A 23,780-nucleotide genomic window follows, 5' to 3' on the forward strand; every position below is an offset into this window, starting at 1 on the left:
ATCGAAGAGAGGCCAACACCCATGTGCCACAGCACCGACAGCAGGCCCCCCGCCGTCGAGAACCCCGGCAGCGTGGCCGAGGAGGGGCTGATCGAGCTGACCTCCGCCGACGGGACGCCGTTCAGCGCCTTCCACGCGCGGCCGGGTGAGCCCAACGGCCGCGGTGTCGTGATCCTGCCGGACATCCGCGGCGTCCACGCCTACTACCAGGAGCTGGCCCGCCGGTTCGCCGAGGCCGGGTTCGCCGCCGTGGTGCTCGACTACTACGGGCGTACGGCCGGACTCGGGCCGCGCGACGACGAGTTCGAGTGGCAGCCGCACTTCAAGCAGCTGGTGCCGGACAGCGTGGCCGACGACGCCGGGGCCGCGGTCGCCTTCCTGACCGAGAACAACCCCGGCGTGACGGTCTTCTCGGTCGGCTTCTGCCTCGGCGGCGGCCACTCCTGGCGGCTCGCGGGCAGCGGCCTGGAACTCGCCGGGTCCATCGGCTTCTACGGCCTCCCCGGCCTCGCCGAGGACCGCCTGCCGGACATCTCCGCCCCGCTGCTGCTCCTCCTCGCGGGCGACGACGTCGCCACCACCCAGGAGGACTTCGCCGCCTTCCGCGGCAAGCTGGACGACGCGGGCAAGCCGTACGAGTACAAGGTCTACGACGGCGCCCCGCACTCCTTCTTCGACGGCGGCTCCCCGGAGTGGAAGGACATCAGCGCCGACGCCTGGCAGCGCCTGCTGGACTTCACCTCGCGCCACGCGGAGCCCGTCGCATGACCCGTGACATCCGCGACGAACAGCGCGGCAACCCCCGCTTCGAGCGCGGCCACGCCAAGCTGCTCGAACTCGGCGACTCGGGCGACGCGATCTTCACCACGCTGGCCGACGTGGCGCCCGACATGGGCCGCTACGTCGCCGAGTTCGTCTTCGGCGATCTGTACGGCCGGGAAGGACTCGACGACCGGCAGCGGCAGTTGGTGACCCTGGCGCTGCTCACCGCCCTCGGCGACACCGAGCGCCAGTTCGCCTTCCATCTCAACCTGGCCCTGAACGCGGGCGTCACCCCGCAGGAGGTGGTGGACTCCCTGGTCCACGGCCTGGCCTTCGTCGGCTTCCCGCGCACCTTCAACAGCCTGAGCACGGCGAAGCGGGTGTTCGCCGAGCGAGGGCTGCTGCCGGTGACCGAGCCGGTCGAGCCGGTCGAGATGGCCGAGATGGCCGAGATGGCCGAGCCGACCGCGGCCGGTTGAGAGCTCCCGTCCCGCGCGTGCCCTCAACCCCCCGTCGGCCGCGCGGGGCGGGCGCACACTCCTCGTGAAAGGCACCGCCTTGCGACGACGCACAGCCGCGTTCTTCGACGTCGACGGCACGGTCATCAACGTCACCAGCATGTTCCGGTTCCTGGAGTTCCGACTGGCCGCCGAGGGCCATCCGCCGTCGGCGTACCGCTACGAACGACAGCGCCTGAAGGCCATGACGGCCGCCGGGGTGCCGCGCACGGAGACCAACCGCGCCTACTTCGCGTCGTACGCGGGCGCCGGCGTCCGCGAGGTGGCGGCCCTGGCCGAGGAGTGGTTCCGCTCCGAGCTGGCCCGGGGTGCCTTCTTCAACGAGCAGGTGGTCACGGCCCTGCACCGGCACCAGCGGGAGGGCGACCTGGTGGTCCTGGTCTCGGGCTCGTTCCGGGCCTGCCTGGCCCCGGTCGCCCGGCATCTGAACGCGGACATCGTGATCTGCTCCGACCCGGAGACCGAGCGGGGCAGATACACGGGCGAGGTGCACCGCCCGATGATCGGCGAGGCGAAGGCGGAGGCGATCCGCGCCCTGACGACGACGGGCGCGCTGAACCTGGCCGAGTCCACGTCCTACGGCGACCACGTCTCCGACCTGCCCCTGCTCCGCACGACCGGCCGGGCGGTCGTGGTGGGCGACGACCCGGAACTACGGGAACAGGCCCGCCGGCACGGCTGGCAGGTCTGGCCCCGGCTTCAGCTTCCTCAGGACTCACAGCCCGCGCACAGCGTCACCCCACGCTCCTGACGGCTGCCGTTCCTACGTTCCTGTGCATGACGGGAAACCACAGCAACACCACGATCACCCGGCGCCGCGCCCTCGCGGTGACCGGCGGAACGGTGGCGGCGGGCGGCCTCGCGGTCGCCGGCTACCAGGCGGCGTTCGCGGACGGGACCGCCACGGCGACCGCCTCCGCCACCAGCACCGATGCCTGCATGACGCTGATGTCGAGTGTGACGGAGGGCCCGTACTACCTGGACGGCGCCCTGGTGCGGAAGGACATCACCGAGGGCAAGAGCGGAGTCCCGCTGACCCTGCGCCTCACCGTCGTGGACGCGACCGACGGCTGCACCCCGGTGCCGGGCGCGGCGGTCGAGATCTGGCACTGCGACGCCTGGGGCTACTACTCGGGCTACACGACGGCCAACCCCGGCGGCTCGGCGCCCGCGGAGTCGGAGGACGGCTCGACGGCGAACGACAAGACCTATCTGCGCGGCTACCAGATCGCGAACGGCAACGGCGTGGTGAAGTTCGAGACTATCTTCCCCGGCTGGTACACCCCGCGCACCTGCCACATCCACGTCAAGGTGCACACCGGCGGCGAGAAGGAGGACGGCACCTACGAGGGCGGCAAGGTCAACTTCACCGGCCAGCTGTTCTTCGACGACGAGACCGCCCAGCAGATCTTCACCCTCGATCCGTACGCGCGGCACACCGGCAGCTACACGACCCTCGACGACGACATGGTGTACGACGGCGGCGGCGCCTCCAGCGGCCTGCTCACCCTCGAGCCGGTGAAGAAGGCCGACCCGTCCAAGGGCTACAAGGGCTTCCTGACCCTGGGCATCGACCCGGATTCGGAGAACACGGGCGCGGGCTCCGGGGGCGGCGGCGAGGGGGGCGGCACCCCTCCGGAGGGCGGCACCCCGCCGAGCGACGCCCCGTCCGCCTCGGCTTCTTCGTAGCGTACGGCGATGGCGAGCCGCGAGGACGAGGCGTTGGCGCGGGCCGCGGTGGCCGCGCTGACGGGGCAACTGTCGCTGTGTCCCAAGCCGGGCCTGCCGGACCCCAGGGGCGGTGACCACCACACCCTGCGCTGGTCGGCGAAGGCGCTGGCCCCGGGCCTCGCGGCGATGGCGGCGGCGGCCCGGCGCACGGGGGAACCGACGCCGGGGCTGCGGGCGGAGCTGGGCGCGATCGGCCGGAACACCGAGCACGGTGTGGCCCTGGCGGGCGGCGGCCACCGGGGCGCCCTGTGGACCCTGGGCCTGCTGGTGGCAGGCACCGCCCTGGATCCCCGGGACCCCTTGGCGTCGGCCAGGCGCATCGCGTCCCACGCCGACAGACGTGCCCCGCGCAGACCGAGCCGGGGTTCGTCGATCTCGGCGAAGTACGGAGCGGCGGGAGCGAGGGGCGAGGCGAGGGCGGGCTTCCCGCACATACGCCGGGCCCTGACCCAACTGACCGCCTCCCGCACCGCGGGCACCCCCGAACCGCAGTCCCGCCTGAACGCCCTCCTCACCATCATGTCCACCCTCCAGGACACGGAACTGCTCCACACGGCAGGCCCCGAGGGACTGCGCCGCGTACAGACGGCGGCGAGAGAAGCCATGGACGCGGGCGGCACGGCGACAACGGCGGGCGCGGCGGCCTTGGCGGCCCTGGACAGCGACCTCCGGACCCGCGCCTGGAGCCCCCGCGGCAGCGCGGGGCTGCTGGCGGGGGCGTTGTTCCTGGACGCGCTGCCCGTGGTCGCTCACGCGGGGGTGGGCTCGGCCACGTAGCTCCGGGGCCGCTCCGACCGACGTACGACCGCCCCCATCGCATACGAGGCCACCACCGTCACCCCGCCCAGCAGTACCCACCCCACCGTCCCCCACTGGATCAGCAGCGTGGTGAGGACCAGGGGCCCGGCCGTGCGGGCCACCGTGACCCCCGTGCCGAAGAAGCCCTGGTACTCCCCGACCCGATCCGCCGGCGCGAGGTCGAAGGACAGTTGCCAGGAGCCCGCCGACTGGTCCATCTCCGCGACGACCTGAAGCACCGCACCGACCACCAGCACCCCGACCGCCACCCAGGGCGACACCTCCGCCGACAGCGCGAACACCGCACACGCCGCGAGCATCACCCACCCGGCCCGTCGCACCGCCCCGGAGGCCGACGCGACCCCGGTCACCCCGCGAGCCATCCGCACCTGGAACAGCATCACGGCCCCGGTGTTCAGCACGAACAGCGCCGACACCAGCCAGGTGGGCGCCTCGGTCCGTTCCGCGATCCACAGCGGCAGCCCGAGACTGAGCAACGGCATCCGCAGCAGCAACACGGTGTTGAGCGCGGCCAGTACCACGTACCGCCGGTCTTTCAGCACCGCGAGCCCGGGCCCCGCGGCCTTCGCCACCGGCGCCACCGAGGGCAGCCGCAGCAACACCCCCGCACAGAGCAGAAAGCTCACCGCGTCCAGCGCGAACACCCCGAGGTACGCCTCCCGCGTCCCCACGTGCAGCGCGAGACCGCCCAGCCCCGCCCCCACGGCCAGCCCCGCGTTGAGCGTCGACTGGAGATGCGCCAGCAGCCCCGTCCGCTCCCCGGCGGACACCAGCCCGGCCAGCAGCGCCTGCCGGGCCGCAGCCAGACCGGACTGCGCGGTGGCGTAGACGACGGCCGCCGCCACGAAGGGCCAGAACCCGCGCACGAAGAGGAAGGACGCCACCGCGAGCCCGGTCGCCAGCGCCAGCAGCACCGCCGCCCCGCGCGCCCCCCGCCGGTCGGCGAGCCGTCCCAGCGGCACCCCCGCCAGCGACCCGGCCGCCCACGCGACGGTCAGCCCGAGCCCCACCCGCCCCGCGTCGAGCCCGACGACGTGGGTGAAGTAGAGCGCCGAGGTGACATAGAAGGCGCCGTCCCCGACGGAGTTGGCCAACTGGGCCAGAGCCAGGACGCGTTGCGGACCGGCGGGCGGAACGAGGGAGTTCGTCATGGCTACGACATTAGGGACGAACTGGATCCATGAACAGCACCACTAGAACGCTGAAAACATGGCCCAATTCACCCGCCGTCGAGCACCTTGCCCAGCACGTCCAGGGCCTCCGGGTACACCCGCTCCCGAGGCGTCCCGTACCCCACGACCAGCCCTTGCGGCCGCCCCTCGCCCAGCAGCGCGTGCCAGTGCTCCCCGAGCGAGCCCACCGCGAGCCCCTCCGCCTCGGCCCGCGCCAGCACCTCGGCCTCGTCGTCCACCTCCACCAGCGCGTGCAGGCCGGCCGCGATCCCGCGCACCCCGCGCCGCGCCCCGATCCGGTCCACGAGCCGGTCCCGCCGCCGGCGGTACCGCAGCCGGCACGCGCGCACATGACGGTCGTAGGCATGACTGTCGATCAGCTCGGCGAGCGCCAACTGCCCGAGGGACTCGGTGTGATGGTCGCTGTGCAGCTTGGCGTCGGCGACCGCGTCGACCAGCTGCGGCGGCAGCACCATCCACCCGAGCCGCAACGCGGGCCCGAGCGTCTTGGAGGCGGTCCCCAGATAGACGACCTGCCCCGGCGCCATCCCCTGCAGCGCCCCGACCGGCTGCCGGTCGTAACGGAACTCCCCGTCGTAGTCGTCCTCGACGATCAGCCCGTCACGCGCGCGTGCCCAGTCGGTGAGCGCCCGCCGCCGCTCGGGATGGAGCGTCACGCCGGTCGGGTACTGGTGCGCGGGCGTGACCACGACAGCGGCGGGCTCCCCGAGTTCCCCGGCACACACCCCTCGCTCATCGACCCGCACGGGCACCACGGTGCCGCCATTGCGCCGTACGACATCACGGTGGAAGGGCAGCCCGGGGTCCTCCATGGCGAACTCGCCCCCGTCCAGCACCCGTGTGAGCAGCGCGAGTCCCTGCACATACCCGGAGGTCACGACGATCCGCTCCGGCGGCGCGATCACCCCCCGGGCGCGTCCCAGATACCCCGACAGGGCGTTCCGCAGCTCGATCCGCCCCCGGGGATCGCCGTAGTCGTACGCCAGCGAGGGCGCGGTCGCGATGGCCCGCCGCAGGGCCCGCAACCAGGCGGCGGCCGGAAAGGCCCCCACATCGGGAGACCCGGGCCGCAGATCGAACAAGGGCTCACGCGCGCGTGCGGCGGCGGCAGCGGGTTCGGAGCCGCTGGACGGCAGCGGCGCCACCTCGGTACCCGAGCCTTGCCGAGCGGTGAGATACCCCTCGGCGACGAGCTGGTCGTAGGCCCCCTTCACGGTGTTCCGCGAGATCCCCAGCTCATCGGCGAGCCGCCGGGTGGCGGGCAGCCGAGTCCCCGGAGCCAACCGCCCGTCCCGTACGGCATCCCGAAGAGCCCGCTCCAGCCCGGCACGGCGGCCGTCAGCAGCGAGAAGATCCAAATGCAGGTCCACCCAAACCCCCCTAAGGGGCGCGGGGAACTGCGCGATCAGCCCCCACACACCCGCCAGACCGCGACGATGGCCGGACACCCCCTTGGTGCCCGGCCATCAAACCGACAAGATCAGCCCTTCAGCGAAGCCATCCAGGACTCCACCTCATCGGACCGCCGAGGAAGCCCCGCCGAAAGATTACGGTTTCCGTCCTCCGTCACGAGGATGTCGTCCTCGATCCGCACACCGATCCCCCGGTACTCCTCCGGCACCGTCAGATCGTCGGCCTGGAAGTACAGCCCGGGCTCGACGGTCAGGCACATGCCCGGCTCGAGCACACCGTCCACGTACGTCTCCACCCGCGCGGCAGCGCAGTCGTGGACGTCCATGCCGAGCATGTGACCCGTCCCGTGCAGCGTCCACCGCCGCTGAAGCCCCAGCTCCAGCACCCGCTCGACGGGCCCCTCGACAAGACCCCACTCCACGAGCTTCTCGGTGAGCACCCGCTGCGCCGCGTCATGGAAGTCCCGGTACTTGGCACCCGGCTTCACCGCCGCGATCCCGGCCTCCTGGGCCTCGTACACGGCGTCGTAGATCTTCTTCTGGATCTCGGTGTACCGCCCGTTGACCGGCAGCGTCCGCGTGACGTCGGCGGTGTAGTACGTGTGCGTCTCGACGCCCGCGTCGAGCAGCAGCAGGTCACCCGAGCGCACCGGCCCGTCGTTGCGCACCCAGTGCAGCGTGCAGGCGTGCGGACCGGACGCGCAGATGGAGCCGTAGCCGACGTCGTTGCCCTCGACCCGGGCGCGGAGGAAGAAGGTCCCCTCGATGTACCGCTCGGACGTGGCCTCGGCCCGGTCGAGGACCTTCACCACGTCCTCGAAGCCGCGCACCGTCGAGTCGACGGCCTTCTGCAGCTCGCCGACCTCGAACGCGTCCTTCACCAGCCGCGCCTCGGACAGGAAGACCCGCAGCTCCTCGTCCCGCTCGGCGGTGACCTTGTCGGTGAGCGCGGCCTCGATGCCGGCGTCGTAACCGCGGACGACCCGGACCGGACCGGTGGCCTCGCGCAGCGCCCCGGCCAGCTCGCGCACGTCGGAGGCGGGGATGCCGTACAGCTTCCCGGCCTCGGTCAGCGAGTGCCGGCGGCCGACCCACAGCTCGCCCTGGCCGGAGAGCCAGAACTCGCCGTTCTCCCGGTCGGAGCGGGGCAGCAGGTAGATCGTGGCCTGGTGACCGTCGGCGACGGGCTCCATGACCAGGACGCCGTCCTCGGTCTGGTTGCCGGTGAGCCAGGCGTACTCGACCGACGCCCGGAAGGGGTACTCGGTGTCGTTCGAGCGGGTCTTCAGGTTGCCCGCGGGGATCACCAGACGCTCGCCCGGGAAGCGGGCGGACAGCGCGGCACGGCGGGCGGCCGTCTCGGCGGCCTGGGCGATCGGCTCCAGATCACGCAGCTCGGTGTCGGCCCAGCCGGACTTCATGTTCTCGGCGAGCTCGTCGGACACGCCCGGATACAGGCCGTTCTTGCGCTGCTCGATCGGCTCCTCAGACTCTTCCGGGGTCTCCGGCGTGAGCTCTTCCGCCACGGTCATCCTCCTAGATACGGCACTGGACCCCCTCCATCGTACGGTCGTGCGGAAGGGGTCCCAGGGCCGGAGGACCTGTTACCGAGGTCACCGAACGCGCTGGTGCCCGGGTCATTCGAAGCGCGCGGCGAGCAGCACCACGTCCTCCGCGCTGTCCGCCGCGTCCAGACCGTCGGGCAGCACCGTGCGCAGGACATGATCGGCGACGGCGTCCGGGTCGTGCCGGATCGCCCGGGGGACGCTCGCCGCCGCCGTGTGCAGCCGCGCGAAGGCCCGGTCCGTGGCGTCGCCGGTACGGTGCAGCAGCCCGTCCGTGTACAGCAGAACCGTCTCTCCGGCTTCCGCCTGGAGCTCCACGCTCGGCGCCTCCCAGCAGGCCAGCATGCCGAGCGGGGCGGAGACGGAGGTCTCCACGAACTCGGTGCGCCGCTCCCCGATCAGCAGCGGCGGGCAGTGCCCGGCCCCGGCGAGGGTGATCTTCCGCAGCGCGGGCTCGCAGTAGGCGAACAGGGCGGTGGCCGAGCGGGCCGGCTCGGTGAGCCGGAGCAGCAGCTCCAGGTCGGACAGGACCGCGACCGGGTCCTCGCCCTCCATCACGGCGTACGCCCGCAGCGAGGCGCGCAGCCGGCCCATCGCGGCGACCGCGCTCGGCCCGGAACCGGTGACCGAGCCGACGGCGAGGCCGAGTGCCGCGTCCGGCAGCGGCAGCGCGTCGTACCAGTCGCCGCCGCCGAGCGGTCCGGTGCGGTGCCGGGCGGCGAGCTGGACGCCGGGCACCCGCGGCAGCCGGGAGGGGAGCAGCTCCTCGGCCATCGTCGCCATGGCCGCGCGGGTGCGCTCGACCTCCAGCAGCCGGGCGAGGTGTTCGGCGGCGTGGCGCGTGTACAGCCCGACGAGGTGCCGCTGCCGCTCGGACGGCTCGGCGGGCTCGTCGTAGAGCCAGACGGCGACACCGAGACGGCCGGCCGACTCGGTGGACAGGGGGAGGGCGTAGCTGGCGGCGTAGCCGAGGCGGGCGGCCACCTCGCGGTGGCGGGGGTCGAGGCCGTCCTCGGCGAACAGGTCCGGGTGCGCGATCCCGCCGTCCCCGCCCGGCGCACCGGCCGTCGTGTCGAGGAGGTTCCCGTACGGCATCGAGCCGCGCGGCACGGTCTCGATGTGGCCGAGGTCCGCGCGGGCCAGACCCAGGCCGACGGTGGTGTCCGGACCCCGACCGTCGGCGGGCTCCAGCACGACGAGTCCGCGCCGGGCGCCGACGAGGGCGCACCCGGCGCGCAGCAGTTCCGTCAGTGCGTCGGACAGGGAGCCGGTGCGGACCAGGCGCTCGGTGAGTTCGTGGAGAGTGGTGAGGTCGGAGACCCAGCCGGCGAGGCGGTCCTGGAGGAGCAGTCCCGGGGCGCCGGGGGTTGTCGGCGTCGGTACGGGAGTTGTCGCTGTGGTTTCCGGGGCCACGGGCGCGGGCGCGACAGTGTGTGCGGGCGAGGGAACCGTTGAATCGATTCCGGCCACTTTCGGAGGGTGAGGGGCGTTCATGGCGTCCGGCTTTCCGACCGGTGCGTATTGCTCAAAAGCATCGCAAACCCCCATGTCATTCTGCGCCGCTAGCAGTGTCTCCACATGTACACGCACTCGTGAGGGGATGTCCAGCATTGTCCTGCCGGGATTCCTGGTGTCCGTGGGTAACGAGCGCACATCTCCCCGACCCCTTGCGGAAAGGCAAAGTTGGCTTAAAACTGCCTCAGGGAACGCCTTATTGCGGTCGACTGGCCTTGCTCCACGGAGCGTCACAGCGGTCGTGATGGGTACGTACTCGGAGAAGGCCAGGGGTGGTTGACAGTCACCCGGAACCTGGTGGCGGACCCGGGCGTCTTAGCCACCGACGACCGTGCCCCATCCTCCCGTGGCGGAGGCGAAGAGAAATACGCGCGACGGCAAAACGCCAGACTTCGCCACCCCACGCCAGGCCCATGCTTGTGACAGACGCAGGTGCGGACGAGGCTGCCGCGGACGCGGCCAACGCTCGGCCCATAGGGGTTCCCCTTGCTGCAGGCAGGGGTGTGATGCGCCAACAGGTACGCACAGTGAAGCGATCGACACATGATGTGATGTGGACCACGGTGTTGCCAGCGGTGCAACGGAAAGGAACGAGCGCTCATGCGCGAGATCCTCGGAAGGCGACGCAGGCTCCTGTCCCAGCGCAGCGACGGGCGGCCCGAGTTGCTTGAGCCGGCCCTGACCTTCGCGACTCAATGGCAGTGGCCCGTACTCCCGGGTGTGACGGCGGACCCGCAGGGGCGGTCCCGCTGCGGCTGCCCCGACCCCGAGTGCACGGTGCCCGGTGCGCACCCCTTCGACCCCGGCCTCCTCGCGGCCACCACCGACGAGCGCATGGTGCGCTGGTGGTGGACCAACCGCCCGACGGCGCCGATCGTGCTGGCCACCGGCGGCAAGGCGCCCTGCGCGGTCAGCCTGCCGGCCGTACCGGCGGCCCAGGCCCTCACCGCGCTCGACGACGCGGGCATGCGGCTCGGTCCCGTGATCGCCTCGCCCGACCGCTGGGCGCTGCTCGTCAAGCCGTACTCCATGGAGCAGTTGGGCGAACTGCTGTACGCCAAGGACTTCGTCCCCGGTTCGCTGCGCTTCCACGGCACGGGCGGCTATCTCGCCCTGCCCCCGTCCGAGACCGGCCAGGGCGCCATCCGCTGGGAGCGCGCGCCGCTGCCCGGCTCGGCCTCCCCGTGGGTGCCGGACGTGGAGGCCGTGGTGGACGCGGTGGTGGAGGCCCTCACTCGTACGGGTGTGAGCGCACCCGAGTTGTAGGGGTGTCGGGCGCGCGCCGGACGGGGCGCCCGCCCTCCCTCGTTATCTTCCGTCGTATGAACCTTCGTCTGCTCGCCCTGGCGGGCATCGCGGTGTGCGCGGTGGCGCTGCCGCTGGCCGTGGCGTCCGCGGGGCAGGTGGGCGACGAGGGCGGCCCCGCCGCGGTACGTCCGTCCGCCCCCGCCGACTCTTCCGCCGCCTCGGACGCGAAGCCGTCCGCCGCCCCCCTGAGGCTGGGCCTGGGCCTGGCCACCGCCGCCCGCTGCGGCCCCGAACTGACCTCCCCCGACGGCATCGAGGCGCAGACGTGTGTGCTCACCCAGGGGGAGGAGACATGGGCGCGCACCTACTACCGCAACACCACCGGCGCGGCGCTGGACTCGGTGCTCAGTCTCATGGGGCCGGGCGGGCGCACCGTCCAGACGCGCTGCGCGGTGGGCGCCGAGGACGAGCCCGGCAGCTGCGAGACACCCCGTGAGCGGACCCGGGACGAGCCGGCGGGCTACACGGCGGTCGCGGAGTTCGCGGCCCGGGCCGGACAGGGGCCGCTGCTGCTGCGTTCCGGCAGCAACTCCGGTGCGCCTACGGGCGATTGACGGAGGACGTCAGTCTGTGAAGCGCCGGACGCATGGAAAGACCCGGTTGCTGGCGACGGGGGATGCACCAGCAACCGGGCTACTGGAACGGTAACAAGAGATCGGCGGTTCGCAAATTCGATCCGGGCTTTCCGGTCACCGATTTCCGTGTCTCCACGGGGAGTTGTGATCGGAGTCACCTGTTCCGTGCGCCCCTCTCCGGCTGACCGGTCGGTCAGAAGCCCGTCAGCCCTCCGGCAGCCGGGGAGGATCGTCTTCCCGTGGGTCAGCTGAGCGTGACCTGGCGGTTGGTGAGACCGCCGCGGGCCCGCCGCTCGTCCGCGGTGAGCGGGGCGTCGGCCGCCAGGGCGGCGGTGAGCCGCTCGGCGAACTCGGCGGCCGGCTTCTCCACGTCCTGCGCGCCCACCTCGCTCGGCAGGTCCCAGACCGGCACGGTGAGGCCGTGAGCGCGGAAGGAACCCACGAGACGCGTGCCCTCGCCGAGGTTCGACCGGCCCGCCGCGTGCAGCCGCGCGAGCGCGTCCAGAAGCTGCTCCTCCGGGTACGGCATCACCCAGCGCAGGTGGTTCTTCTCCGGCGTCTCGCACCAGTACGCGGCGTCCACGCCGGTCAGCCGCACGGTCGGGATGGCGGCGGCGTTGGCCCGCTCCAGGGACGCGCTCACCTCCGGCGTGGCGTTCTCCGCGTCCGGCACCCAGAACTCGAAGCCCGCGTGCACAACTGGCTCGAACGCGCCTTCGGGGTCGAGCAGGTCCTGCAGTCGCGGACCGTCGGCCGGGGCGCGCCGCGCCTGCACCGGGGAGCCCGGCTCGGCCTCGAGGGCGCGCTGGAGGGTGTCGGCCAGGTCGCGGCTGATGTCACCGGACGCCGTGTCGTTCTGCAGCCCCAGCAGGACCGAGCCGTCGTCGCGGCGCAGGGCCGGCCAGGCCATCGGCAGCACCGTCGCCAGGGTGACGGACGGAACGCCCTCGGGCAGACCGCCCTTCAGGGGCAGGGCGACCGTGGCGGCGGGCACCAGCTCGCGCAGGGCCACCCAGTCGCACTCGCCGGGCACCCCTTCGAACGGGCGCTGCACCAGCTCGGTCACGGCCTCGGCCGCGGCCTTGCCGTGACAGGCCTTGTAGCGGCGGCCACTGCCGCACGGGCAGGGCTCGCGGGCGCCGACGACCGGGATCTCTCCGTCCGTGAGCTGCGGGCGCGTGGCCTTCGTCTGGGGTCGCTTCTTGGCCATGAGGGTGTCTCCCGGAAACGGCTCGTCTCGTACGGCGGGAGCCTAGCTGTTCACGCCATGGCCGACGCGACCCTGTGGACGACGAGTCCCGGACCCTCCGCCGGGCGGAGCTCAGTCCAGGTCGTCGAACGCGTCCGCGAAGTCCAGTTCGGGGAGCGCGGCGACCGACGGGGCCGCGACGCGCGTAGCGAAGTCGTGGCGGCGGTGTCCCGCATCAAGATCGCGTACGTCGTCGTGGACGACGACCCACACCGTGACCTCGCCGCGGGCGTCGTCCCTGACGCCCCAGTCGTCGGCCAGTGCCGTGATGATGTTCAGCCCCCGACCGCCGTGCGCGGTGACCGAGGGCGTGGCCGGAGCCGGGCGGGTGGGCCCGCCGCCGTCCGTCACCTCCACCGTGAGCCGCCCGGCCGCGTCCACCCGCCACGCTGCCCGGACGTCACCGTCCCCGGCCAGGGCGTCGCCCAGCGGCCGACCGTGTTTGCACGCGTTGCTCAAGAGTTCGGAAAGAATCAATACGGCGTCGTCGATGACCGATTCCGCCAGGCCGCCCATGCGCAGCTGATCGCGCATCCGGTGCCTCGCCTTCCCCACGCCCGCAGGGCCATGGGGTACGGCCATGCTCGACGACGTGGGCACCTCCTGTGCCACCACCAACGCCACCCCCGAGACCTCCTTCGCCCCACGCCACGGTGTGGATGCCCCATTGGCCTGTACCGGAAACCGGCCAATCCATGTCCGGTGACGCATTCGCAACGATCGAATACGGACCGAACGCGCCGGAGCACTCCCTGTAATTGCCTGGCTGGAAATCGACGGTGTGGCCGAGATGTGGGGAGAATGGGGCCGATGTGACCTTCGGGTCAAGAGGTCGTACCGGGGCAGATGGGTTCTCGCAGGTCAGCGGCCCAACTGGCGCAGCACCGCGCGCGGGCGGTTGGTGATGATGGCGTCGACGCCCAGTTCCACGCAGAGATCGACGTCCTCGGGCTCGTTCACGGTCCACACGTGCACCCGGTGACCGGCCCGCTTCAGCCGCTCCACGTACGCGGGGTGACTGCGCACGATCCGGATCGACGGGCCCGCGATCCGGACGCCCGCGGGAAGCCGTCCGTCGCGCAGCCGGGGCGAGACGAACTGCATCAGATACACCGTCGGCAGCGTCGGCGAGGCGGCACGCACGCGGTGCAGCGAACGCGCCGAGAAGCTCATCACGCGGACCGTCGACTCCGTCGCGGCGGCCGGGGAGTCCAGCCCGAACCGCTTCAGCAGGTGCAGCAGCCGCTCCTCGACCTGGCCCGCCCAGCGCGTGGGGTGCTTGGTCTCGATGGCGAGCTCCACCCGCCGCCCGGCGTCCGCGATGAGCTCCAGCAGGCGTTCGAGGGTCAGTACGGAGGTGTCCTCCCGGTCCTCCGGGCGGTGCTCCCAGTCAGGCTCCTCGTCCCGGCTCTTCCAGGAGCCGAAGTCCAGGGCGGCCAGATCGGCCAGCTCCAGGGCGGACACGGCGCCGCGACCGTTGGAGGTGCGGTTGACACGACGGTCGTGGACGCAGACCAGGTGGCCGTCCGCGGTGAGGCGTACATCGCACTCCAGGGCGTCCGCCCCGTCCTCGATCGCCTTCTTGTACGCGGCCAGGGTGTGCTCGGGGGCCTCCTCGGAGGCTCCGCGGTGGGCGACGACTTGAGGCGTGTGCTGCCGTGCGTGGGTCACCGCGTCATGGTGCCACCGAGCGGGGGTAGGCGTGTCGGCGGAGGCATGGACAATGCGCCCTTTTAGTCAGACATGACCTATATAAAGAATGGCCTCGGACCCACAGGCACCGCTTATGGTGCTCTGACGGCCCGTGGGAAAAGCTGACGGCATACAAAAAGACATGCACAGCTGAAGCGCACCGGGCCGTCGACACGTGAACGGGCGTGACCGAGTGCGACCGAAAACTACAGCCGTGGATCGAGGAGAGAAGCTGTGAGCACCGAGAACGAGGGCGCCGCGGTACCCCCGGCCCCGTCCGCACCCCCCGTGCCGGTGGACGCTCCCGCTGCTCCGGAGCCGCAGGCCCACCCGGCCCCCGACACCGGCGCGCCGACGACCCCGCTGCCGCCGGTGGCGCAGGCCCCGGCGCCGGGCCAGGAGCCGACGGCGCAACCGCAGGCGCCGCAGGGTCACGCACCCCGGCCCGACGCCGCCCACCCCCAGCCGCCCTACACCACCTCGGCCCCGGACGCCTCCTGGCCGCCCCCCGCGCCGGCCACCCCCACCTCCGCCGACGGCGGTTCGGGCTCGGGCTCGGGCTCGGGTTCCGGCTCGGGTACGGTCTGGGGCGCCTCCTACCAGCAGCCGGCCCCCGCGCCGAAGTCCGGCCGCGGCGGTCTGCTCGCCGCGGTCCTGATCGCCGCGCTGGTCGCGGGCGGCCTCGGCGGCGGCCTCGGCTACACCCTGGCCAAGGACGACCAGAACTCCTCCACCACGGTCTCCGCCTCCGACACCGGCGGCGACGTCAAGCGGGACGCGGGCACCATCGCGGGCGTGGCCAACCGGGCGCTGCCCAGCACGGTCACCATCGAGGCCGAGTCGAGCAGCGGCGAGGGCGGCACCGGCACCGGGTTCGTCTTCGACACCGAGGGCCACATCGTCACCAACAACCACGTGGTGGCCGACGCGGTCGACGGCGGCAAGCTGTCGGCGACCTTCCCGAACGGCAAGAAGTACGACGCCGAGGTGGTGGGCCACGCGCAGGGCTACGACGTGGCGGTGATCAAGCTCAAGAGCGCCCCGAGCGACCTGAAGCCGCTGACCCTCGGCAACTCCGACAAGGTCGCGGTCGGGGACTCCACGATCGCGATCGGCGCCCCCTTCGGCCTCTCCAACACGGTGACGACGGGCATCATCAGCGCCAAGAACCGCCCGGTGGCCTCCAGCGACGGCACGGGTTCGAACGCCTCGTACATGAGCGCCCTCCAGACGGACGCGTCGATCAACCCGGGCAACTCCGGCGGCCCGCTCCTGGACGCCCAGGGGAACGTGATCGGCATCAACTCCGCCATCCAGTCCGCCGGGAACGGCCTGGGCGGCACCAGCCAGTCCGGCTCCATCGGCCTGGGCTTCGCCATCCCGATCAACCAGGCCAAGTACGTCGCCCAGCAGCTGATCAAGACCGGCAAGCCGGTGTACGCCAAGATCGGCGCCTCCGTCTCGCTGGAGGAGGGCACGGGCGGCGCGAAGATCACCGAGCAGGGCGCGAGCGGCTCGGACGCGGTGGAGTCGGGCGGCCCGGCGGCGGACGCGGGCCTGAAGCCCGGCGACGTCATCACCAAGCTCGACGACCGGGTCATCGACTCCGGCCCCACCCTGATCGGCGAGATCTGGACCCACAAGCCCGGCGACAAGGTCAAGATCACCTACGAACGGAACGGCGAGACCCACACGGTCGACCTCACCCTCGGCTCCCGAGTGGGCGACAGCTGATCCCACCCACCCGTTACTCTTGTCCCCGCGCCGCCGATCAACGGCGACGCGGGGAGGCGTGCCCGAGCGGCCTAAGGGAACGGTCTTGAAAACCGTCGTGGCAGCGATGTCACCGTGAGTTCGAATCTCACCGCCTCCGCAGGGCTCAACACCAGAGAGGGGCCGCCGAAACACCGGCGGCCCCTCTTGCATGTGTGGGGCCGATGGAACACCAGGTCGCGTTGCGGCCACCTGTTCGTGTGAATGGGTGCCTGTTCGGGCTCCGGGGTGCTGATGACTGCATAGCGTTGCCCGGCGTGAAGTTGGTGACGCAGGTGAAACTCATGCCGACCCCTGAGCAGGCGGATGCTCTCGGGGCGACGGTGCGTGCCTGCGACGAAGCGGCGAACTGGTAGTCCGAGCAGGCCTTCGCTCGGCAGATCAGCTCGCGCGCGGGTCTGCAGGGACTGGCCTACGCGGACCTCCGGGCGCGGGGGCTGTCTGCGCAACCTGCCCTGCATGTGCTGCGCAAAGTCGCTGACGCCTACGCCGCTCTGAAGTCCAACCCCCGGGCTGGGAACCTCGGGAGCCCTGGTTCGCGGCAGTACCGCCGGGCCGGGCGACCCTGTCGGAGATCGTGTAGGTGGGGTCGTTCGGCACAGGGAAGGGTGCCGTCGTGTTCAGGTCGTCGTCGGTGAGTTCGGCCAGGGTGTCGCCCGGCCATGCGATTTCGGTTCGGGACCGTGGCTCCGCTCCCCGCGCATGGGCTGTGGCCGTCGACCACCACCAGCCGATGTGCCAGGTCAGCCAGGCGATGGTGGGGACCGGTACCGGGTCGGGTTCGGTTTCCGCCCAGCCGGGTTGCCAGGTGCCGTCGGGGGATCGGCGAACCGTCCAGCAATGCGCTGCGCGCATCGCCCTGCTCCGCACGCAGTTCGACCTGACCGTGGGTTCGGGCATGGCCGCACCCTAGGGGCCCGCCGCTTCACGCTCCCGCCGATTTCACGGCCGATGCCCCGTCATCCGTGCCGCCGACGCGATCGTCGCCCGTGCCTCCCGTTCTGTCAGGCCCGTGTTGAGGGCTGCCTCCACCAAGGGGGCGAGCAGGGCCGGGCCGATGCCGTTCTCGTAGGCACGGCAGGCTGCCCAGAAGAGGCGGGTGTTGCGTTGGCCCTCGTGGGCGGCGAGGACGAACTGGACCAGGCCCCTGCCGTGGTCGCCCGCCGAGGGAGGGAGCTGGTGCTGGGGGGCTCGGGGTGGGGGGAGCAGGAGGCGGAGCAGGGCCGGGGGGCAGGCTGCCGGGGCCAGGTGGGCGGTGCCGGGGGCCGTGCCGTAGACGCCGTGGTCGGTGCGGGAGCCGGGGCCGACCAGGTAGCCGCCGGCGCCGCGGATGTCGATGCCGGGGGCCAGGCGGCCGGCCGAGTTGGGGACGACGACGTCCGGGGGGCCGCTCAGCCACAGGTGGCGGCCGCCGGAAGGGGTCAGCACGACCACGGTGTCGGGGATCGTGAAGAGGTGGCGCAGGGCCAGTTCGCGCAGGGCCGCCGAGGAGTCCGTACCGGATTTGGTGTCGAGGTCGATGCCGATGAGCTGGTGGGGCGGCAGACCGCAGGCGATGCCGTAGCCGGTCGCCCAGGGGGCCGCCGTGAAGAGTTCGCGGATGCGGGCCGGGTCCGTCGAGGCGTCGTACACCCCGTGGCCGAAGCGGCCGCATTCGCCGTGGCACGGCGTCGGTGAGGGGTCGTCGCGGTGGGGGGAACGCAGGGCCGGGAGTTTCGTCCGGGACAGGGGGATGACGGCCAGTCCGCGTTCGGCGGCTGACAGGGCGTGTGCGAGGGCCAGCGTCGTGGCCTGCCGGTCGGTGGTGGCCATACTTCATGTTCGTACGTACGTTCGAAAAAGGGAAGAGGGGTCGAGCGCGACGCGCCCGTCGCTGTCGAATGGCTGGAAATGTGCCGGAACGCTTCACCTCTTGCGGTGCTTGGTCCGGGCTGTCCCACCTGTCCTGTGCTGGGGCTTCTGGTGAGGCAAGAGGGTTTATCGACTTGTCATCACGCTTGAGGGCGAATCACGGCTTCCGGGGTGGTTCGCCGGGGATTCGGTGGGCAACTCTGGATTCGCGACGTCGTGCACAACGCCGAGGCGGCAGGCCAACTGCCTTGGCAGAAGCCGTAGTTCACAGGCTTCGAAGCTTCACGTGCTTCACGTACTTCTCGTTCTGGAGGAACACATGGCAAGCATCCGTACCGCCCGCGTCATCGCCGCCGTCTCCGCTCTTCCGCTCGCCGCCGCTCTCTTCACCGGCGTCTCCACGGCGGACAACGGCGCCATCGCGGACGACGGATCGAGCGCCGCTGTCACCAATGCCTGGCAGGGCATCATCGGCAGTGGTGTGGGCGGCGACAACAACGGCAACTCCTCCACCACCCAGCAGCAGGCGATCGGCTCGGGTGCCTCGAACCAGTCCAACACCGCCCAGGTCGACGGCTCCGCGTTCACCGCGATCAACCAGGGCAACGACAACGTGGCGGTCAGCTTCACCCCGCTGTGGTGGTGACCACCGGCGGCTGAGGCGGCCGGTCACCGGTCCCTCGTGTGGTGTGCTCTGGGGTGTGACGCGTCTGCGCGGCGGTGCTACGGCATCGCCGCGCAGGCGTCTTTTGCCGTCGGCACAAAGGCGTCTTGACACTTCCTCGTATCTGACACACAGTCAGAAATCCTGATGGGGAAGGGGAGTCGTGGACACCGACGAAGACCTCACCGCACGGCTCAAGGCCTTCGAGGGCCGGTCCGCCGCCGTCGGCGGCACCGCCAAGGACCCCGTCAACCTGCCCATGATCCGGCACTGGTGCGAGGCCCTCGGCGACACGAACCCGGCGTACACCGGCCCGGACGCCATCGCCCCGCCCACCATGCTCCAGGCCTGGACGATGGGCGGCCTCTCCGGCCACACGGCCCGCTCGACGGCGTACGACGAACTGCTCGGCCTGCTCGACGCGGCGGGCTGCGCCTCCGTCGTCGCCACCGACTGCGAGCAGGAGTATCTGCGCCCCCTGCGCCCCGGAGACGAGGTCACCTTCGACACGGTCATCGAGTCGGTCTCGGACCGCAAGACCACCAAGCTCGGCACCGGCCACTTCGTCACCACCCGCACCGACCTGCGCGTCGGCCCCGACCTCGTCGGCACCCACCGCTTCCGCATCCTCAAGTACGCCCCCGCGCGCCGCCCGGACCGCCCCCCACGCCCCCGTCCGGTCGTCAACCGCGACAACGCCGGCTTCTGGGAGGGCGTCCGGCACCACCGGCTCCTCCTCCAGCGCTGCACCGCCTGCGCCACCCCGCGGCACCCCTGGCTGCCCGGCTGCAACGCCTGCGGCGGCCTCGACTGGGACACCGTGGAGGCTAGCGGCGAGGGGACGGTGTACTCGTACGTCGTCATGCACCACCCGCCCTTCCCGGCCTTCACTGCGTCCGATCATGCCGCTGACGCGGCGGGGCCGTACGCCGTCGCCCTGATCGAGCTGCCCGAGGGCGTGCGCATGCTCGGCAACGTGGTCGGGGTGCCGTACGACAAAGTGCGGATCGGGCTGCCGGTGCGGGTCGAGTTCCGGGCGTACGACGACGAGCTGACCCTTCCGGTGTGGCGGGTGGCCGCATGAGAGCCGGCGACGAACTGCCCCCGCTGACGATCCCCGTCACCCGCACCCTGATCGTCGCCGGAGCCATCGCCTCCCGCGACTACCAGGACGTGCACCACGACCCGGAACTCGCCCGGCAGAAAGGCTCCCCGGACATCTTCATGAACATCCTCACCACCAACGGCCTCGTCGGCCGCTACCTCACCGACCACTTCGGCCCCACGGCGACGATCCGCAGGCTCGCCATCCGCCTCGGCGCCCCCAACTACCCGGGGGACACCATGGTGCTGACCGGCACGGTCGAGGAGATCGACGGCGACACGGCGACCGTACGGATCGTGGGGCGCAACGGCATCGGAGCGCACGTGACCGGGACGGCCACTCTCCGCCTCGGAGGCAGGCCATGACGGCGGCCGTCGTCGGCATCGGGGCGACCGAGTTCTCCAAGGACTCCGGGCGCAGTGAGCTGCGGCTGGCCGTGGAGGCGGTGCGGGCGGCGTTGGACGACGCCGGTCTCGTGCCCGCCGACGTGGACGGGATGGTCACCTTCACCATGGACACCAGCCCGGAGATCACCGTCGCCCAGGCGGCCGGGATCGGAGAGCTGTCCTTCTTCTCCCGGGTCCACTACGGCGGCGGCGCCGCCTGCGCGACCGTGCAGCAGGCCGCGCTCGCGGTGGCGGCCGGGGCGGCGGAGGTCGTGGTCTGCTACCGCGCCTTCAACGAGCGCTCGGGCCGCCGTTTCGGTTCCGGGGTGCAGCAGCGGGAGCCGTCCGCGGAGGGCGCGGCCCTCGGCTGGGTGATGCCGTTCGGGCTGCTCACCCCGGCGTCCTGGGTGGCGATGGCGGCCCAGCGCTACCTCCACGCCTACGGCATCACCCCCGAGGATGCCTTCGGGCCCGTCGCCGTCACCGCCCGGCGGCACGCGGCGACCAACCCGGCCGCCTGGTTCCACGGCCGCCCCATCACCCTCGCCGACCATGCCGCCTCCCGCTGGATCGCCGAGCCGCTGCGGCTGCTGGACTGCTGCCAGGAGACGGACGGCGGCCAGGCGATCGTCGTCACCTCCCTGGAACGAGCCCGCGACCTGCCCCGCCCCCCGGTGGTGATCGCGGCGGCGGCCCAGGGCTCCGGGCGCGGCCAGGAGCAGATGACCGGCTTCCATACCGGCGACCTCACCGGCCTGTCCGAGTCGGCGGTCGTGGCCCGGCAGTTGTGGCGTACGACGGGACTGACGGCCGCCGACATCGACGTGGGGATCCTCTACGACCACTTCACGCCGTTCGTGCTGATGCAACTGGAGGAGTTCGGCTTCTGCGCCCGGGGCGAGGCGTCCTCCTTCGTGGCGGAGGACCGGCTGCCGCTGAACACCCACGGCGGCCAGCTCGGCGAGGCGTACCTCCACGGGATGAACGGCATCGCGGAGGGCGTACGCCAGATCCGCGGGACCTCGGTGAACCAGGTGCCCGGCGCCACCAGCGCACTGGTGACGGCGGGGACGGGGGTGCCGACGTCGGGCCTGGTCCTGACGGCGGACGGATGACGGCGGACGGACGACGGCGGACGGACGACCCCTGGGGGTCATCCCGTAGTAGAGGCCGCCCTCTCGTCCACCCTCAGGAGGTGGCGGCAGCCCCACCCCTACAACCTGAGGCGGACTCTGCTTCGGGACCTCCGGCCGATGAGCGACAGTGGTGCGCGCTCCTAGCGTGGAGCCATGACCACACCCGTCTGCACCAGCGCTTCGAAGGCCGCCGCACCCAGGGCGCAGACCCTTCCGTACCCGTCGTTCTCGTCGTACGTGCGGGCCCGCCAGCCGGTGCTGCTGCGCACCGCGAGGTCGCTGACCTCGAACCCGTGCGACGCGGAGGATCTGCTGCAGACCGCGCTCACCAAGACCTACGTGGCCTGGGAGCGCATCGAGGACCATCGGGCGCTCGACGGCTACGTCCGGCGCGCGCTGGTGAACACGCGCACCTCGCAGTGGCGCAAGCGCAAGGTCGACGAGTTCGCGACCGACGAGCTGCCCGAGCCCGAGCGCTGCCCGAGCGCCGACGACCCGGCCGAGCAGCAGGCGCTGCACGACGCCATGTGGCGGGCGATCATGAAGCTGCCGGCCCGGCAGCGGGCGATGGTCGTCCTCAGGTACTACGAGGACCTCAGCGAGGCCCAGACCGCCGAGGTGCTGGGGGTGTCCATCGGCACGGTGAAGTCGGCGGTGTCGCGGGCGCTCGGCAAGCTGCGGGAGGATCCCGAGCTTGTTCCCGTTCGCTGACCTTGTCAACGTGATGTGATCGATCACCCTCCCCTAGTGACATACCGCGCGGTATGCGCGCACAATCTGCGCAACCCTTACCAGCGCGTAGGCAGACGCGCAGGCAATGTCGCCCCGGGAGGACCACCGTGCTGAGCACCATGCAGGACGTACCGCTGCTGATCTCCAGGATCCTGACCCACGGGTCCACGATCCACGGCACCTCGCAGGTGACCACCTGGACCGGCGAGGCGGAACCGCACCGCCGCTCCTTCGCCGACATCGGCGCCCGCGCGTCCCAGCTGGCGCACGCGCTGCGGGACGACCTGGGCGTGACGGGCGACGAGCGGGTCGCCACCCTGATGTGGAACAACGCCGAGCACGTCGAGGCCTACTTCGCGATCCCGTCCATGGGCGCGGTCCTGCACACCCTCAACCTCCGCCTCCCCCCGGAGCAGCTGGCCTGGATCGTCAACCACGCGGCCGACCGTGTGATCATCGCCAACGGCTCCCTGCTGCCGCTGCTGGCCCCGCTGCTCCCGCACCTGAAGACGGTCGAGCACGTGGTGGTGTCGGGCCCGGGCGACCGCTCCGCGCTGGCGGACGCGGCCGTACGCGTGCACGAGTACGAGGAGCTGGTCGCCGGGAAGCCGACGACGTACGACTGGCCCGAGCTGGACGAGCGCCAGGCCGCTGCCATGTGCTACACCTCCGGCACCACCGGCGACCCCAAGGGCGTGGTGTACAGCCACCGTTCGGTCTACCTGCACTCGATGCAGGTCAACATGGCCCAGTCGATGGGCCTGACCGACGCGGACACCTCCCTGGTCGTGGTCCCGCAGTTCCACGTCAACGCCTGGGGCCTGCCGCACGCCACCTTCATGACCGGCGTCAACCTGCTGATGCCGGACCGCTTCCTGCAGCCCGCTCCGCTCGCGGAGATGATCGAACGCGAGAAGCCGACCCACGCGGCGGCGGTCCCGACGATCTGGCAGGGCCTGCTGGGCGAGCTGACGGCCCGCCCGCGTGACGTGTCCTCGCTCGGCCAGGTGACGATCGGCGGCTCGGCCTGCCCGCCCTCCCTCATGGAGGCCTTCGACCGGCTCGGCATGCGGGTCTGTCACGCCTGGGGCATGACGGAGACCTCCCCGCTCGGCACGATCGCCCGCCCGCCGGCCCACGCGGTGGGCACGGAGGACGAGTTGGGCTACCGCCTCACCCAGGGCCGCTTCCCCACCTCCGTGGAGGCCCGCCTCACCGGACCGGGCGGCGAGCGCCTGCCGTGGGACGGCGAGTCCGCGGGCGAGCTGGAGGTGCGCGGTCCGTGGATCGCGGGCGCCTACTACAACGGCCCCGACGCCGAACCGCTGCGCCCCGCCGACAAGTTCAGCGAGGACGGCTGGCTGAAGACGGGCGACGTCGGCACGATCAGCCCCGACGGCTTCCTCACCCTCACCGACCGCGCGAAGGACGTCATCAAGTCCGGCGGCGAGTGGATCTCGTCGGTGGAGCTGGAGAACGCCCTGATGTCGCACCCGGAGGTGGCGGAGGCGGCGGTCGTGGCGGTCCCGGACGAGAAGTGGGGCGAGCGCCCGCTGGCGACGGTGGTGCTGAAGGAGGGCTCGTCGGCGGACTTCGCCGCCCTGCGCACCTTCCTCGCCGACCAGGCCGGCATCGCCAAGTGGCAGCTCCCGGAGCGCTGGACGGTCATCGAGTCGGTGCCCAAGACGAGCGTCGGCAAGTTCGACAAGAAGGTCCTGCGCAGGCAGTACGCGGAGGGCACGCTGGACGTGACCCGGCTCAGCTGACACACGGCAGCGAAGAAAGCCCCCGGCC

At 71.8% G+C, this 23,780-nt stretch carries 22 protein-coding genes, 1 tRNA gene and 1 pseudogene; 15 read left to right on the forward strand and 9 right to left on the reverse strand.

Going from position 1 to position 23,780, the window contains the following annotated elements; genetic code table 11:
* The first annotated feature begins 21 nt into the window (after positions 1-21).
* The 5 genes from AC068Z_RS11675 to AC068Z_RS11695 all read left to right on the forward strand — a co-directional run bounded on the left by AC068Z_RS11675 (position 22) and on the right by AC068Z_RS11695 (position 3,788).
* Entirely contained in the window at positions 22-768 is a 747-nt protein-coding gene (locus AC068Z_RS11675) for a dienelactone hydrolase family protein (protein WP_478554433.1), read from the forward strand.
* Entirely contained in the window at positions 765-1,241 is a 477-nt protein-coding gene (locus AC068Z_RS11680) for a carboxymuconolactone decarboxylase family protein (protein WP_478554434.1), read from the forward strand. The genes AC068Z_RS11675 and AC068Z_RS11680 overlap by 4 nt, the downstream gene beginning before the upstream one ends.
* Positions 1,242-1,320: 79 nt before the next feature.
* Positions 1,321-2,031 carry an HAD family hydrolase gene (locus AC068Z_RS11685; protein WP_478554435.1) on the forward strand — a complete coding sequence of 237 codons (711 nt, stop codon included), beginning with the start codon at positions 1,321-1,323 and terminating at the stop codon, positions 2,029-2,031.
* A 26-nt stretch (positions 2,032-2,057) separates the two neighbouring features.
* Positions 2,058-2,969 (forward strand): intradiol ring-cleavage dioxygenase, encoded by a 912-nt coding sequence (locus AC068Z_RS11690; protein WP_478554436.1) that lies wholly within the window; start codon positions 2,058-2,060, stop codon positions 2,967-2,969.
* Between the two features lie 9 nt (positions 2,970-2,978).
* Positions 2,979-3,788 carry a triphosphoribosyl-dephospho-CoA synthase gene (locus tag AC068Z_RS11695; RefSeq protein WP_478554437.1) on the forward strand — a complete coding sequence of 270 codons (810 nt, stop codon included), beginning with the start codon at positions 2,979-2,981 and terminating at the stop codon, positions 3,786-3,788.
* Here AC068Z_RS11695 and AC068Z_RS11700 read toward each other — a convergent pair.
* From AC068Z_RS11700 to AC068Z_RS11715, 4 genes are all read right to left on the reverse strand, one after another.
* The gene (locus AC068Z_RS11700) at positions 3,761-4,981 is read right to left on the reverse strand and encodes an MFS transporter (RefSeq protein WP_478554438.1); all 1,221 of its coding nucleotides are present in this window, start codon (positions 4,979-4,981) and stop codon (positions 3,761-3,763) included. The two genes, AC068Z_RS11695 and AC068Z_RS11700, sit on opposite strands and share 28 nt — an antisense overlap.
* 68 nt (positions 4,982-5,049) lie before the next feature.
* Complete coding sequence (pdxR, locus tag AC068Z_RS11705; RefSeq protein WP_478554439.1) at positions 5,050-6,393, reverse strand: MocR-like pyridoxine biosynthesis transcription factor PdxR; 1,344 nt, start codon at positions 6,391-6,393, stop codon at positions 5,050-5,052.
* 110 nt (positions 6,394-6,503) lie between these two features.
* Positions 6,504-7,961 carry an aminopeptidase P family protein gene (locus AC068Z_RS11710; RefSeq protein ID WP_478554440.1) on the reverse strand — a complete coding sequence of 486 codons (1,458 nt, stop codon included), beginning with the start codon at positions 7,959-7,961 and terminating at the stop codon, positions 6,504-6,506.
* 111 nt (positions 7,962-8,072) lie between these two features.
* Positions 8,073-9,611 carry a PP2C family protein-serine/threonine phosphatase gene (locus AC068Z_RS11715; RefSeq protein WP_478554441.1) on the reverse strand — a complete coding sequence of 513 codons (1,539 nt, stop codon included), beginning with the start codon at positions 9,609-9,611 and terminating at the stop codon, positions 8,073-8,075.
* A gap of 504 nt (positions 9,612-10,115) precedes the next feature.
* Between AC068Z_RS11715 and AC068Z_RS11720 the strand changes: the two genes are divergently transcribed.
* The gene (locus AC068Z_RS11720) at positions 10,116-10,781 is read left to right on the forward strand and encodes a bifunctional DNA primase/polymerase (RefSeq protein WP_478554442.1); all 666 of its coding nucleotides are present in this window, start codon (positions 10,116-10,118) and stop codon (positions 10,779-10,781) included.
* Between the two features lie 56 nt (positions 10,782-10,837).
* Positions 10,838-11,377 carry a hypothetical protein gene (locus AC068Z_RS11725; RefSeq protein WP_478554443.1) on the forward strand — a complete coding sequence of 180 codons (540 nt, stop codon included), beginning with the start codon at positions 10,838-10,840 and terminating at the stop codon, positions 11,375-11,377.
* Positions 11,378-11,642: 265 nt separating this feature from the next.
* Here the strand turns inward: AC068Z_RS11725 and AC068Z_RS11730 are convergent, their stop codons facing one another.
* The 3 genes from AC068Z_RS11730 to AC068Z_RS11740 form a co-directional block, all read right to left on the reverse strand.
* Positions 11,643-12,608: a DUF5926 family protein gene (locus AC068Z_RS11730; RefSeq protein ID WP_478554444.1), complete on the reverse strand. Its 966-nt coding sequence runs from the start codon at positions 12,606-12,608 to the stop codon at positions 11,643-11,645.
* A gap of 111 nt (positions 12,609-12,719) precedes the next feature.
* Entirely contained in the window at positions 12,720-13,358 is a 639-nt protein-coding gene (locus tag AC068Z_RS11735) for an ATP-binding protein (RefSeq protein WP_478554445.1), read from the reverse strand.
* Positions 13,359-13,508: 150 nt separating this feature from the next.
* The gene (locus AC068Z_RS11740) at positions 13,509-14,318 is read right to left on the reverse strand and encodes a glycerophosphodiester phosphodiesterase (RefSeq protein WP_478554446.1); all 810 of its coding nucleotides are present in this window, start codon (positions 14,316-14,318) and stop codon (positions 13,509-13,511) included.
* 255 nt (positions 14,319-14,573) lie between these two features.
* Between AC068Z_RS11740 and AC068Z_RS11745 the strand changes: the two genes are divergently transcribed.
* Complete coding sequence (locus AC068Z_RS11745) at positions 14,574-16,073, forward strand: S1C family serine protease (protein WP_478554447.1); 1,500 nt, start codon at positions 14,574-14,576, stop codon at positions 16,071-16,073.
* A 52-nt stretch (positions 16,074-16,125) separates the two neighbouring features.
* Positions 16,126-16,212, forward strand: a tRNA-Ser gene (locus AC068Z_RS11750).
* A 458-nt stretch (positions 16,213-16,670) separates the two neighbouring features.
* Here AC068Z_RS11750 and AC068Z_RS11755 read toward each other — a convergent pair.
* A pseudogene (locus tag AC068Z_RS11755) lies at positions 16,671-16,961 on the reverse strand (DinB family protein); the annotation flags it as partial.
* Positions 16,962-17,054: 93 nt separating this feature from the next.
* Entirely contained in the window at positions 17,055-17,924 is an 870-nt protein-coding gene (locus tag AC068Z_RS11760) for a bifunctional DNA primase/polymerase (RefSeq protein ID WP_478554448.1), read from the reverse strand.
* Positions 17,925-18,282: 358 nt separating this feature from the next.
* Here AC068Z_RS11760 and AC068Z_RS11765 point away from each other — a divergent pair, with 358 nt between their 5' ends.
* The 6 genes from AC068Z_RS11765 (at position 18,283) to AC068Z_RS11790 (ending at position 23,752) form a co-directional block, all read left to right on the forward strand.
* Positions 18,283-18,609, forward strand: coding sequence for a hypothetical protein (locus tag AC068Z_RS11765; protein WP_478554449.1), 327 nt, complete (start codon positions 18,283-18,285; stop codon positions 18,607-18,609).
* A gap of 181 nt (positions 18,610-18,790) precedes the next feature.
* Entirely contained in the window at positions 18,791-19,711 is a 921-nt protein-coding gene (locus tag AC068Z_RS11770) for a bifunctional MaoC family dehydratase N-terminal/OB-fold nucleic acid binding domain-containing protein (RefSeq protein ID WP_478554450.1), read from the forward strand.
* On the forward strand, positions 19,708-20,097 hold the full coding sequence (locus AC068Z_RS11775; RefSeq protein WP_478554451.1) for a MaoC family dehydratase: 390 nt from the start codon (positions 19,708-19,710) through the stop codon (positions 20,095-20,097). The genes AC068Z_RS11770 and AC068Z_RS11775 overlap by 4 nt, the downstream gene beginning before the upstream one ends.
* A complete protein-coding gene (locus AC068Z_RS11780; protein WP_478554452.1) occupies positions 20,094-21,233 on the forward strand; it encodes a lipid-transfer protein in 1,140 nt (379 codons plus the stop codon). The genes AC068Z_RS11775 and AC068Z_RS11780 overlap by 4 nt, the downstream gene beginning before the upstream one ends.
* A 174-nt stretch (positions 21,234-21,407) precedes the next feature.
* A complete protein-coding gene (locus AC068Z_RS11785) occupies positions 21,408-21,965 on the forward strand; it encodes a SigE family RNA polymerase sigma factor (protein ID WP_478554453.1) in 558 nt (185 codons plus the stop codon).
* Between the two features lie 128 nt (positions 21,966-22,093).
* Positions 22,094-23,752 (forward strand): long-chain fatty acid--CoA ligase, encoded by a 1,659-nt coding sequence (locus AC068Z_RS11790; protein ID WP_478554454.1) that lies wholly within the window; start codon positions 22,094-22,096, stop codon positions 23,750-23,752.
* Positions 23,753-23,780 lie beyond the last annotated feature (28 nt).

This window comes from Streptomyces sp. NPDC043726 (genome assembly GCF_056436565.1).